Genomic DNA, 13,640 nt, shown 5'->3' on the forward strand with positions numbered 1-13,640 from the left:
ATTCAAAAGAAATAGTAACTTTAAAAACGTTTCTAAAGACATAAAATAGGTTAAACATATTCATAACTCTATCGGAGAAGACATAAGCTATAGATATTGCTTTGATAGGGCGCCTAACTTGAAAACAGGCTTCTAATGATAAGTGATTAGAACAAAGTTAAGAATAAAGTATTCGATGATAGACATTTTGAATTGATCCATAAGATTGAAGCAATTGATATTGTTCCTAAATAGGTCTACATGAGCTTGTCACTATAGCTACACCATTCTAATTTTTGTTCTTTTTTAAATATAAGAATTCAAGGCTAGCTCTATCTAATCAAAATGCACGTATATTATCGAAATCTTACAATATAATGATAAAAATTAAAGTAAAAGGTGTGGACATGCTTATGAAGTGGAATAGCGTGACAAGAAAAACATATTTATGTTTGGTTATTTCTCTTATCGTTGTAATTTCGTTATTGAATCAAAATAATCCATTGCTCGTGACAGCAACAAAAGATATAGACAAAGAAGAAATAACAGAAAATGCTTCGTTAGAGGAAAAACTGTCAGCCATCCTGATGAGTAAGCATTTAGCTGGAACGTCAACAGCGGTAAGCGTTATGCATGCGAATACAGGAGAACTGTTATTTTCGCAAAACGGATCTAGTCGATTACATCCAGCTTCCAATATGAAGCTGCTCACTGCAGTATCAGCATTGGAGGTACTGGGTGAGGATTATCAATTTTCAACAGAAATATTAACGGATGGGAAAGTGAAAGGTAGTGTATTACATGGAAACTTATATGTAAAAGGAAAAGGAGATCCGACCCTATTAGCGAAAGATTTACAACGCTTTGCTCGTGATTTAAGAAAGCAGGGAATTCGAAAAATAAAAGGCAATCTTATTGGTGATGACACATGGTATGATGATGTTCGTCTATCCCAAGATTTAAATTGGTCAGATGAATCTGTTTATACCGGAGCACAAGTATCGGCTTTAACTCTTTCTCCAAATGAAGATTATGACGCTGGAACGGTTATTGTCGAGGTGCTTCCTAGGAAAGCAGCTGAAGGAAAAGCAAAACTACGTATAACGCCTAAAACCGATTATGTAAACATCGTGAATAACACAAAAATGATGAATAAGGATGGGAAAAAGGATATTTCAATTGAACGAAAACATGGAACGAATACGATCGTCGTTGAAGGAACGATGCCAGTAAATGGCTCTAACGCAAAAGCTTGGGTGTCTGTTTGGGAACCAACAGGGTATGTATTAGATGTGTTTGAAGTCGCTCTTAACGAAGCAGGTATCTCTTTTATTGGACATTCTAAAACCACTCGAGGGAAAACGCCTACACAAGCGAATAAGCTAGCTATAAAAAAATCAATACCATTAAAAGAATTACTTATTCCTTTTATGAAACTAAGTAATAATGGACATGGTGAAGTACTTACGAAAGAAATGGGAAAAGTGATGCACCATGAAGGCAGCTGGGAAAAAGGAATAGAAGCTATAGAACAAGTCATGTCTGACATGGGCATCGATCCAACATCCATGCTATTACGCGATGGTTCCGGGATGTCACATAAAAACATGATCCCAGCTAATGCGCTTACCCAATTACTTTATCATGCGCAAAATAAACCTTGGTTTGAAGTATTTAAACATTCCCTGCCGGTAGCCGGGGAGTCCGACCGATTAGTTGGCGGTACCCTCCGTGAGCGTATGAAAACGGAACCTGCAAAAGGCAATGTGGTGGCAAAGACAGGCTCATTAACAGGTATGTCAACACTATCCGGTTATGTAATGACAAAGGATCAACAACCAATCATTTTTTCGATCATGATAAATAACTACCTTGGATCAAGTAAACATATCATAGCGATCGAGGACCAAATCGCTGAGACATTAGCAGAGCATGATTTTTCGAAATAAAATGGAGTGCTTTTACTGGTAGGAAGACTTCTATCTTAAGAAACTGAAAATAGAATTTAGGCTGTGAGAGTTACAGTGAAGCCCGGTTCAACTATCCCAGCTAAAGTACTGCTTTATCACATGCTTTTACAAAACTTTGGATTTATATCGTAATAAGAATGATGAACATGCTAAAATAAGGGAAAACAATGCTGATGAGGTGAGCAGGTTGCCTAAATTAACAGCTGATACGGCATATTTAAAATGGATGCAATTAAAAAAGGATAAGATTCCGGCGAATAATCAGTTTCCATTCAACTTACCAATTATTAAAAATTTTACCGAATTGACGTTTCATCCAAATGTTACTTATATTATTGGTGAAAATGGGATGGGAAAATCCACATTGCTGGAAGCAATTGCTATAGCATTAGGTTTTAACCCGGAAGGCGGCACACGAAATTTCAATTTTTCTAGTTATAACTCCCATTCACCATTGGCTCAGTATGTTCGTATCGCCAAAAGCCCGTATCAACCTAAGGATTATTTTTTCTTTCGTGCCGAATCATTTTATAATGTTGCGACAAACATCGAAGAAATGGATGCATCTAGTTTAGGAGGACCGAGGATTATAGATTCCTTCGGCGGAACATCTTTACATAAGCAATCACATGGTGAAGCATTTTTGGCAGCATTTATCTACCGATTCCAAGGAGATGGACTATACATTTTAGATGAACCAGAAGCAGCCTTGTCTCCTTTAAGGCAGATGTCAATGCTGCGAAGAATTCACGATCTTGTAGAAGCAGGTTCACAGTTTATTATCTCTACCCATGCGCCTATTTTGATGACATATCCACATGCGCTTATTTTTGAGTTGACGGAAACTGGCATGCAGGAAACCACATTGGAAAAAACAAGTCATTATAAAATAATGGAGCAATTTTTTACAGACAAAGATCGCATGCTTCATCATTTGTTTGAATCGATGTAGGCTTATTCCATCATTCGTCCATAATCATCTTTCTATCGCAGCGATGAGTAAACTAAATGGCGGTAAAAAACTGGAGAAAATCGACGCATAGTAATTATCCTTATCACCCTATGATGTATGGACAAGAAACCAGACGACTAATAAACGGCAGTTTTCACATCATCTGCTAAAAGACTTAGTATCTATCTACTTGACAAGAGTTAGTTCAAAGCGGTGGGGATATTAGTTGTTTGCTTACATCTACCTAAAGTCCAAAAAACAGCATGGTAATCGTTTCACTGAAACAGAAAATAGATATTCACAGCTAAAAATGAAGCTGAAAAAACTCAATATGCAGGCTGTAGAATTCAAAGATGTTGCAATTATAGCACTTTGTTAAAATCTTAACCGTAGTGGATAAAGGAAGGCCACTACGGTTAAGAAGTTTCCCTTTATCTGATTTCTTTGATTTTGAAAAAACGATATGCCACATATATAAGGTAGAGAGGTGTTGCGACATAGAGTAAATAAGGAAATCTGCCAACTAACAATGCCCCCCCCAAGAAGATGGTTACAATGGTGCCATATCTAGGTAAGGTGATTTGTTTACAGCTTGGTATTTTGATTGTACTTACCATTAAGAAGCATAGTGCAGTGAAAATAAAAGTTGTTACAATACTAGGAATTTGTTCATTAAATAAGGTTAATATCGCTAGTATTCCCCCGGCAGCAGTAATTGGTACACCTACAAAATGATTAATAGAATCATTATCTGATGTAATATTGAATCTAGCTAATCGGTACGCCCCAAATAATGGGAATAATCCAGAGGCCGCAAAGCCAAGCGATCCACTATTAGAGAATACCGTATAATATACTAAGAAGCATGGAGCTATGCCAAAAGTTACAATATCAGCTAAAGAATCTAACTCTTTCCCTAGAGAACTTTCAACTTTTAACATTCTAGCAATTCGACCATCCATACTGTCTAACATCATCCCGATAAGAACAAGGACAGCTGCATTTTTATATTGGTTGTTAGCAGCATAACCAATTGATAAAAAACCGCAATATAAATTTCCTAATGTAAACATATTTGGTATTTGTTTTTTGATATTCATTTTGCCCCCCTGAAAATCTATTGTTATAGTATATGTATGTGTACAAAAAGGGGGATAAAAAGGACGAAAAAAATCAAATTGATATGGCTTTAGTTGCCTGTTGATACGTTCTCATCCAAGCCAATCCCTTCATTGCTGACTTGCAGCGAATGTTATGGTCCTAACATACTGAAAAAGACGTTTCCAGCATGCTTTTTACACATACATTTGGATACATGAGTAAAACTTTGCCGGTGAATCGCCATCTCTAACAACATTACGAAAAACAAGTGTGCCATAAGTAACAAGCCGACAAAACTGTCTATGTCATTTTTACCATGCTTTTTGAACAAGTTCTATAAGTAAATAGTTTATAATAAGCATACCATTTACTCAGGTGTTAAAGCCAATTATACTATATTTAGAAAAGAGTATCACAGAAATTTTTTATATAGGAGGATTCAATCATTGCTTAAGTGGCTTTTTAAGATATTTGTAGAATTGACTGGAAATCGTTTCATGTCCAGATTACTTATAAGTGCGACAACGTCTAAATGGAGTCGCATTTTCATTCCGTTGTTTGTAAAAGTATATAATATCAACCAGGCAGAAATGAAATTATCGTTGTCTGAATACCATAGTCTTCAGCATTTATTTACCAGAGAGCTAAAACCGGGGATAAGACCTATTGATAATCATAAGGATGTAATCGTTAGCCCAGTTGATGGTGTAGTCAGTGCTTTTGGGTCTGTAAGTGAAGTGGAAAAATATAAGGTGAAAAATCGACAACTATATTTAGAAGAAATGCTGGGTAGCGAAGAGATAGCAGCAAACTACAAGAAAGGTAAATATATCATTTTATATTTATCTCCTCGGCATTATCATAGAATTCATAGTCCTGTAAAAGGGAGGATTACTAACAGCTGGACCCTAGGTGGAAAATCCTACCCTGTCAATTCGTTTGGAATAAAATACGGCAACAAACCGCTATCAACGAACCGTCGTACGGTTACAGAAATAGAGAGCGAGCTCCAAAATATTGCAGTCGTTAAAGTTGGAGCATTAAATGTGAATAGCATCTACCTTACTAATCAATCAAAAGAGCTAAAACCAGGAGATGAGCTAGCTTATTTTTCATTCGGTTCTACAGTCATTTTGTTAATAGAAAATGAAAACCTTCAATTCGCAACAAGTGTGACAGTGGGAAAGGAAATAAAATATGGGGAAAGACTTTTATCCCGCATGTAAGGAGCCGTAAGACTCCCACTTCAAGATCTAAGTTGATACAAAAGGGTCTAAGTGGGAGAAAACGGCACCTAAATGCCCGATACGTTCAAGGGCCTTTAGGTCACACCCTTCTAGGTACTAACATTCAGTAGGAGATGGAAGAAACATCCTACTGAATGAAGTTTTACTTTATTTCTTAATTAGCATCCGTTTTTGATTTCTTTTTTGATCTTATTATATAGATAAATAGGAGAACGATAAAAAGTAAAATCCAAAATGCTTTCGAAGCATGATAGAATATCCGTTCAATAAGTTCCCAGTTATCTCCTAATATTATTCCTAAAATAATGAACGCAGGTGCCCAGATAACAGCACCTAAATAGGCAAAGATGGCAAAATAAGAATAACGATAATTGGATATACCGGCTAAATAGGCAGTAATATGTCTGACTCCAGGGATAAAATAACCAATTAGAAGAAAGATTCCCCCATATTTTTTATACATATTTTGAGCCCAAATAATATTTTTCTCTTTGATACGTAATTTTGGGCCAAATCGTTTAATAAACGGAATTCCTAGCTTCTTCCCCAGCAAATAGCTAATAGAAATTCCAATGATAGAGCCTAAAACAGCAATAAAAATGGAATACTTTAGTGACATTCTGCCTAAATACACACTGTAGCCTATGTATGTGAGCAGTATCTCATCAGGCAGGGGAAGTCCAATAATACCTAAGACGAGAACAATAAATATTCCAATGTAGCCGTATTGTGCAACAAGGCTCCCTAGATCTGTCATGCTAATCCTCTTTTCCTTTTTGCAAATAAAGTAAATTATCAAGATGTCTACCTTTTTTAAAAGGCTATATAAAGGGTAGGTCACTCTCCTTTACAAATTATAGCATCGACAAACATTACTTGCTAGATAATTCAAGTCAAGTTGGTTAAGTGTGTATAGGCAATGTTAATAAAAGACACAGGATATAACTAATTAACCCTGTTTTAAACGTGGCACAAATCCTCTTTTAGGAGAAATGTATTTACCTTACCAGTAATCTTACCGGTAATGCCAAAAGAATAATTCGTCTTTTCTTTGGAGAAATTCCTTGAATGATGAAGATCGACAACTTGCTTTCTGTATATATTACGATTTTAATGTAGTGATCAATCTGTACTGCACGTCGCTAAGGGTGCTTTTCAATGTAGTTGCTGTAGAAGAAATCGATGTAGGAGTAGAAAAAAGTTTTAGTTTCAGGGATTTGGAGCTGTAAGGTGCATCCTAAAATGATACTAACCGTTCCCAAAAGTAATTTAATTCCCTTTTCAATTCTTTGTTTTTCTTCTAAAGCTAGACCATTTATAAATTTAGTTATAAAGTAGGATTTTAGAAGCTTTAAAGTGCTGTTGTGCATAACTTAGAAAATAAGAGGATGGATATGGCAGTGACAAAATTCCCTTAAAATATTTTACATATTATTGGTATAAACGCCCAATAACTTATATAGGCAAATGCATATAGTGATTACATAGCATAAAAAGAAATGAGGGAATTTTGATGAATGAGATGAATGAATGGAATCAAGTGGCTAATGTGCAGGAAAATCATTATTATCCGTATGATCAAGAATTTTATACAGATGGACACCAATTGCAAGCTTTTGATCAAGAGCAATATGTAGGGGATGACTGGCGCATACCAATATTCGGTCCAAGGCCATTCTTCGGTCCAAGGCCATTCTTTGGACCAAGGCCATTTTTTGGACCAAGGCCATTTTTTGGACCAGGACCATTTTTTGGACCATTTGTTGGCGGGTTAGCCGGCGGACTGTTAGCCGGATCACTAGTAGGTGGACTAGGAGCGCCATATTATTATCCACCATACTACTGGTAATAATTTTTTATAAACGGGAATGTTCAAAAGACTTATAAAAATGGCGTATCGAATTTCATTGTTGGCAGTAATTTCCATGCTGCCAAGGGATTTGATAGTGAGATAAAGTAGGAGTTAATCTTTTAAAAATATTTGTTCTGCATTTAGGTGCGGTAAGATTCCCACTTCAAGAGTTATAGAGAGTTACGTAAAGGTTGAAGTGAAGGGTAACGGCACCTAAATGCCTCTTCGATCGACAGGATAGAGAACATCCTGATTAAGCACATGGCACGTAGAAAAAGTGTTTTTCTTTTTCAAGGGTAGAAAAAACTTCGATAGCAATACGTCGTGATTTTTCAAGAACATTGCGATTTAGCCTTTGTTCTGATATAGGAAATTATCTGTTTCTGTATGGTGGATATCTTTTTTGAAAGTACATCGTCTAGCTTAAGCGCTCGAGCGTATAAGCAAACTTCGATAAGTCAACATCGGTTCTCAGTATTCATTGAAAATACTAGTCGCAAAACAAAACAAGTAGCTTGAAGTCATCATTCCCTAGTTCTATTCCCATTCATAAGGTGTTTCTTGATATACATAGTAGTTCAGCCAGTTAGAGAATAATAGATGTGCATGCGAGCGCCAGCGATTTAATGGTACTTCTTCTGAATTGTCATTAGGGAAATAGTTTTTAGGAATAGCTGGATTCAACCCTTTTTTCCGATCACGATGGTATTCCTTAGCAAGTGTATCATTGTCATACTCTAAATGACCAGTTATCATAATATGCCTTTCATCATTTGAAATAATAATGAACGGATCATTTTCTTTCGTAGCAGCCAGCAATGTTAAACGATTATCATCCTGAATCGCTTTCATTGGTGTTCCGGTATAGCGAGAATGTGGTGCTAAAAACTCGTCATCAAAGCCCCGAATAAGCTCCACTGTTGGATGAAAAACCTTATGGGTAAATATGCCTGAGCATTTACCGGGAAGCTTATGTTTCTCAACTCCATAGTGATAATAAAGCGCTGCTTGAGCAGCCCAGCAAATATGCAAGCTTGAGGTGACATGAGTTTTAGACCATTCCATAATCATTTTAAGCTCTTCCCAATAATTTACTTCTTCAAAGGATAACAACTCCACAGGTGCACCAGTTATAATCATACCGTCATACCGTTTATCTTTAATGGCATCAAACGTATGATAAAACTGTTTCAAATGTGACTTGCTAACCGTTTTTGAATCATGTGTTGCGGTATGCAAAAACGTCACGAGAACCTGTAAGGGGGAATTTCCCAATAACCGTAACAGTTGAGTTTCCGTACGTTCTTTTTCCGGCATTAAATTAACAATCACGATATTTAACGGTCGAATATCTTGTGTTGTAGCACGAACTGTATCCATAATAAAAATATTTTCTTTTTCCAATATGTCATGTGCTGGCAACTGCTTTGGAATAGTAATTGGCACTAGTACCCTCCTTATTTACTTATTTTTACTATTATATAGCAAGTTATGAAGAATATCTATAACTATGCTTGAAAAATGGAAATGATATGAACATAGTATAATTTTTGTAATATTTAGTAATTGTGGGCGAAATACAATTTAAGTTTGTACAGAGGCAATATCATTAGACCATTTTTGTAAGAATTTGTATAGCTTAATCCTTTAAAATAAGCATCTAGAAAACTACTTAAAAATGAATTGTAGAGAAATCGAACTTAATAAAAATATGTTAATCAAAACAACGGAAATTATATTTTTAGTAACACGGATTAATCCTCATGCAATAGGACTTTACCTTCATCCTACCACGATATATCACTTTCATACCTACTCTTCTTTAAACAAGGCAACGCTTTTTATTCTCGCGATGTGTCGCTGTCAAAGTTGTTCTGCCAACCGCACCTGAGATGTAGGGTAAACAGATATACAAGAATTGAAAGTTGTAAATAGTGAAAAAAGGAACTAACAAAGATTGGAAAGTAGCTGTAAAGGAGAGTCGATGTGAAAAAACACCAAAATAAATTAGGGATTTTATTTTTACTTATCGGGCTTTTTCTAATTTCCATTCCGTTTTATTATGAATGGAAAAGCAAAAAGGAAGTAACAGCTTTGGAAAAAGCGTTGATTGCCAACGCTGATGGAGAAGATGTAGATGTATCATCTATTGATAATTTACCTTTTTCTCAGGAAGAATTAGAAGGGGTATTAGAACTGGAAACCATCAATCCACTTAAAACAAAAAGTGTTAACAGAGATCACGAATGAAAATTTAAGTTTTGCATTAACGCAAATTAAACCGCATCAAACACCAGGTAAAAATAATTTCACGATAGCTGGATTTCGCAGGTATCGCGGAGATTCAGAGGTTGCTAAAGGTGATGAAGTGTTATTACATACAAAAGAGCAGACTTTTGTATACTAGGTAAATATATCAGAGGTAATCGAACCAACAGAAGTAGAGGTTTTAGAGGATAAAAAAGGGCAAGCGGAAATAACATTAATTATTTGTACAATCGATGAAAAAGAACGAATTGCGGCTAAAGGAAAATTAATTGGCACAGGGGTATAAATAGACAGTATTAAAACAGGTATTTAGGTGCCGTAAGTCTCCCCCTTCAAGAATTAAAGGAGCACGGAGAAGTCAAAGTGGGAGAAACGGCACCTAAATGCCCGATTGGTTCAGAGACCTTTAGGTTATACCCTTACGGTACTAACATTCCTTGGGAAAAGCGTACCACGGAATGAAGTATCACTTTATCTCGTCAGAAGATCTGCCGTTTGTACGTCACGAACCGAGCGTCTAGCTATTGTTCTGACGTTGTGGTTATAACCGACTTTCAACCTTTTTTGAACACGTATTAATAAATAATTTTATCGCCGTTAAAGATGGAATTTTTTACTACGACATAATCCACATTGCGGATTGCTTCCAGTTTTTTCCCACCAGCGTAGGAAATAGATGATTGTAAATCCTGTTCCATTTCCCTTAATGTGTCTTTTAAAGAACCTTTATGTTCTACAAGCATTTTTTTACCTTCAATATTTTTTCTTTCACCTTTTTGAAATTCGGAAGCAGATCCAAAATATTCTTTTAAAATTTTTCCGTCCCTTTTAATCGTTTCACCTGGTGATTCTTCATGTCCGGCAAAAAGAGAACCGATCATTACCATTGTTGCCCCAAAACGAATCGATTTGGCAATATCACCATGGGTACGAATTCCACCATCCGCAATAATTGGCTTACTTGCTGCCTTTGCACACCAGCGAAGTGCTGCCAATTGCCAGCCCCCTGTACCAAAGCCAGTTTTAATTTTAGTAATACATACCTTTCCTGGTCCAATACCGACCTTGGTTGCATCAGCACCTGCATGTTCCAGTTCTCTTACTGCTTCCGGAGTTCCTACGTTTCCAGCAATAAGAAAACTTTTTGATAAATATTTTTTAATATGCTTAATCATATTAATAACCAAATCTGAATGCCCATGGGCAACATCAATCGTAATATATTCCGGTACCAGCTTTTCTTCTACCAGCTGTTTAACAAACGCATATTCTTCTTCCTTGACACCAACGCTAATGGATGCAATGAGTCCACGACTTCGCATATCTTTTATGAAGTCGATACGCTTTTCTGGTTTAAAACGATGCATAATATAAAAATAGCCATTTTCAGCTAACATGATCGCAATTTTTTCATCAATGATTGTTTGCATATTTGCAGGAACGACAGGTAATTTAAACGTATTCCCACCTAAGGTGACACTTGTATCACATTCTGAACGACTGCTAACAATACATTTTGCAGGAATTAATTGAATATCTTCGTAATCAAATACATTTTCCATGCTTTACACCTCTAAATCCGAATAATAATAAATTATTTTTATGCAATGTTCGTACATTAGTAATGTACACGATTTTGAACAAGAAGTCAAAGTTTTATTTGGAAGGGGTTAAAAACGTTAAGGAAATGCGAAATAGTTGAGGATTTTAGAAGGTAAAATTGTGGGGAGAGATTTCTATAGGGAATTTTAAAAATCTAGTACGATAAAAAAGGATTGCCAAGCGAGGCGATCCTTTGGTGTTAATAGTTATTTCCCTAAAAATCCGCCTTCTGATCGAATGGTTTGACCAGTTATCCAATAGGACTCATCACTTGCTAGAAAGGTAATAAGTTTTGCAGCATCTTCAGGATGTCCAAGACGACCAGACGGAAATAGAGGTAATAAGTTATTTTGTATTTCTTCGTTCATCCACCCAGTATCAGTTGGGCCTGGATCTACAGAATTAACGGTAATTCCGATAGGCGCTAAAGCAACCGATAATGGCTCTGTTGCAGCAATGATCATTCCCTTGGTAGCAATATAAGCTAAATTATTGGGGTCAGGCCCTTTGGAAACGAGATTGATAATCCGCCCATCTTTTTTGTTAGGAAATTGCCGCTCATATCTTTTCGCAAATTCAACCGACAACACTAGTGTTCCACGATTGTTTACTTTATAATGCCTGTCCAGAGTTTCTGGAGTTAACGTACGGAAATTCGTTGGTGCTTCATATGTTGCATTATTCACTAGAATATTTGCAGTGCCTAGCTTTTCCTGTACTGTATTTAACAGTGTATTTGGAGACGTTTCTAAACTTAAGTCCATCTGCATATGAGCGGTTCGTACTCCAAAACTGTTTATTATTTCGCAAAGCTTATCAGGAAACCCTTTCTCTAATCTCCCCTCTCCCTCATCAAAGGGAGACCAGTGCGTGAAAAAGACATTTGCTCCTGCCTCTGCTAGTGCTAAGCATGTTGCAGCCCAATGCCTTTAGAATAACTAGTACCAGTTACAATAGCAATCTTGCCAGTTAATTTTTTCATGATTTATCCTCCTATTGAAGGAACGTACATATAAGAGATGCTTATATTAAGAAGCGTTTGCACGTCCTATAATATGAAATTTATATGATTATTTAATTTAAAAGGATGGTTGCCATGAATGATTCTCCTTTGCTGACATGAATAAGCGCTTTAGTGTAGTGCTATTATAAATACTTCCTTTCGCGATATCATGTTATCGGATAGCTTTATTCATTTTTAAACGCTGCTTAGCTGTTGTTCGTTCTGCCGAGACGGGAATATGTTTGTTTGCCTTTGCCAGTCCGTATAGAGGCATATTCGCATAGATAGCCTCATAATTTTCTTTAAGGATTATATAAGTCTCGTGATAGATGCCAACAGCATCTGAATTTTTTGCTTTTTGGTTAAAGGTTTTCCACGCTGTTAAATGTTGTTTACCTTTTACATAGGCGAGTAAATCTTCGGTAGACCGCCAATATTGCACCATCAACGTTGTACGAAGTCCAAAGTAACTTTCCATAGATAAAAAACCTAACGTATCTTTATGTGTATAAAGTTCTTTTATCATTTGCGGCATGGCTGAAAAGATGGAAGCCATTTATGTACGGCTAATCTTTGGTTAATACGCATGCCGATTAAAAAGACAACGATCTCTTCTTCATTTTCTACTGTATAACGACCAGAATAGACCTGTTTTTTCATAAGATCTTTCCTTTCTTTTTTCAATAAGCTTTGTGGAATTTCGATGGTTCTTCCGGCAACTGTCATGATTACTGGTAAAACAAAAACCCTTCTGGTAAATACTGCAAATAATTATAGTGATGGATGATCCTTTTGATATAACTGTCATTTCCACTATAAAGTTCTTGAAATAAAATATTTGTGTTCATATAGCTCATTTTAAGAATACTGATCTCCATATGAAAATTTTATCTTGCATGTAACTAGCATTAAGACATCCTACTTCAATCCTACGAGGTGAAAATCAGGAGGATAAGAAGAGGAATCTAACTTTAAGTCAAATGTCTAATTCTGTAAAGTAGGAGATTAAGAAATCCCCATTGATGAAAGTTTCACTTTATTTTTTTCATCGTAACATCGCACCATTCCATAGCAGCTCTAGTTGTTCGCTTTCCGTAGTCTAAAGTATACAGCCAATATGATGCGTCAGGACTTTGAGTGTTCCAAGTTATTATCATTTCTTCAATAGCTTCGTAGGTTTCTATTTTTTTCTGTAACTCCCTTTTGTAATTACGTAATAACGATAAAGTCTGCTTCGTATGCTGATGCCGGCTAAAAAATAGCTTTAAAAGAACTTTGTTACGCTGGTCCGTAATTTGTTGCAATGGCTCTTCCAGCCAGTTCTGTAATACCTGTTTCCCTTTGGTAGTGAGAAAATACTCCTTTCGATCTGGCTTTCCCTCTTGTGAAGTAGTCGTAACTGTTGCTAAACCTTCAGCAACTAACTTTTTTAAATTAGGGTAAATTTGTCCATAGCTAATTTTCCAAAAATGATTCAGGCTCTGATCTATCAGTTGCTTAATTTCATAACCTGTTCGACACTCTAAGGTCAAAATTCCAAGCAGTGCATAAGTAGTATGATTATATGTTTTCAAATCTTAACATCCTATCTAAATGATATATATCATTTAGATATATAATACATGAAGTATTCGAAAAAGAAAAACATTTTCTAAAATTTACAGCC

General features: G+C 36.0%; 10 protein-coding genes and 2 pseudogenes. 5 read left to right on the forward strand and 7 right to left on the reverse strand.

Annotated features, from left to right (window positions below):
- The first annotated feature begins 392 nt into the window (after positions 1 to 392).
- Both dacB and KQI21_RS15735 read left to right on the forward strand, forming a co-directional pair.
- The gene (gene dacB, locus KQI21_RS15730) at positions 393 to 1,928 is read left to right on the forward strand and encodes a D-alanyl-D-alanine carboxypeptidase/D-alanyl-D-alanine endopeptidase (protein ID WP_216485180.1); all 1,536 of its coding nucleotides are present in this window, start codon (positions 393 to 395) and stop codon (positions 1,926 to 1,928) included.
- Between the two features lie 247 nt (positions 1,929 to 2,175).
- Positions 2,176 to 2,901 (forward strand): AAA family ATPase, encoded by a 726-nt coding sequence (locus tag KQI21_RS15735; protein ID WP_216485212.1) that lies wholly within the window; start codon positions 2,176 to 2,178, stop codon positions 2,899 to 2,901.
- Between the two features lie 431 nt (positions 2,902 to 3,332).
- On the opposite strand, the gene pssA is transcribed toward KQI21_RS15735, so the two are convergent.
- Positions 3,333 to 4,001: a CDP-diacylglycerol--serine O-phosphatidyltransferase gene (gene pssA, locus KQI21_RS15740; protein WP_216485181.1), complete on the reverse strand. Its 669-nt coding sequence runs from the start codon at positions 3,999 to 4,001 to the stop codon at positions 3,333 to 3,335.
- A 447-nt stretch (positions 4,002 to 4,448) separates the two neighbouring features.
- On the opposite strand from pssA, the gene KQI21_RS15745 reads away from it, so the two are divergent.
- Positions 4,449 to 5,228: a phosphatidylserine decarboxylase gene (locus KQI21_RS15745; protein ID WP_216485182.1), complete on the forward strand. Its 780-nt coding sequence runs from the start codon at positions 4,449 to 4,451 to the stop codon at positions 5,226 to 5,228.
- A gap of 175 nt (positions 5,229 to 5,403) precedes the next feature.
- Here the strand turns inward: KQI21_RS15745 and KQI21_RS15750 are convergent, their stop codons facing one another.
- Entirely contained in the window at positions 5,404 to 6,006 is a 603-nt protein-coding gene (locus KQI21_RS15750) for a DedA family protein (RefSeq protein ID WP_216485183.1), read from the reverse strand.
- 756 nt (positions 6,007 to 6,762) lie between these two features.
- On the opposite strand from KQI21_RS15750, the gene KQI21_RS16995 reads away from it, so the two are divergent.
- A complete protein-coding gene (locus tag KQI21_RS16995; protein WP_373687688.1) occupies positions 6,763 to 7,098 on the forward strand; it encodes a hypothetical protein in 336 nt (111 codons plus the stop codon).
- A 540-nt stretch (positions 7,099 to 7,638) separates the two neighbouring features.
- On the opposite strand, the gene metA is transcribed toward KQI21_RS16995, so the two are convergent.
- The gene (metA, locus tag KQI21_RS15760) at positions 7,639 to 8,547 is read right to left on the reverse strand and encodes a homoserine O-acetyltransferase MetA (protein WP_216485184.1); all 909 of its coding nucleotides are present in this window, start codon (positions 8,545 to 8,547) and stop codon (positions 7,639 to 7,641) included.
- Positions 8,548 to 9,087: 540 nt separating this feature from the next.
- Here metA and KQI21_RS16570 point away from each other — a divergent pair.
- Positions 9,088 to 9,351, forward strand: coding sequence for a hypothetical protein (locus KQI21_RS16570; RefSeq protein ID WP_309245569.1), 264 nt, complete (start codon positions 9,088 to 9,090; stop codon positions 9,349 to 9,351).
- 593 nt (positions 9,352 to 9,944) lie between these two features.
- Here the strand turns inward: KQI21_RS16570 and guaC are convergent.
- The 4 genes and pseudogenes from guaC to KQI21_RS15785 all read right to left on the reverse strand — a co-directional run bounded on the left by guaC (position 9,945) and on the right by KQI21_RS15785 (position 13,548).
- The gene (guaC, locus tag KQI21_RS15770) at positions 9,945 to 10,931 is read right to left on the reverse strand and encodes a GMP reductase (RefSeq protein WP_216485185.1); all 987 of its coding nucleotides are present in this window, start codon (positions 10,929 to 10,931) and stop codon (positions 9,945 to 9,947) included.
- A 246-nt stretch (positions 10,932 to 11,177) separates the two neighbouring features.
- Positions 11,178 to 11,953 (reverse strand): annotated as a pseudogene (locus KQI21_RS15775) (SDR family oxidoreductase).
- A gap of 193 nt (positions 11,954 to 12,146) precedes the next feature.
- Positions 12,147 to 12,634, reverse strand: a pseudogene (locus KQI21_RS15780) (DUF4188 domain-containing protein).
- Between the two features lie 371 nt (positions 12,635 to 13,005).
- Complete coding sequence (locus KQI21_RS15785; protein WP_216485186.1) at positions 13,006 to 13,548, reverse strand: PadR family transcriptional regulator; 543 nt, start codon at positions 13,546 to 13,548, stop codon at positions 13,006 to 13,008.
- Positions 13,549 to 13,640: the final 92 nt, after the last annotated feature.

It is taken from the genome of Virgibacillus proomii, from assembly GCF_018916875.1.
GTDB lineage: Bacteria > Bacillota > Bacilli > Bacillales > Amphibacillaceae > Virgibacillus > Virgibacillus proomii_B.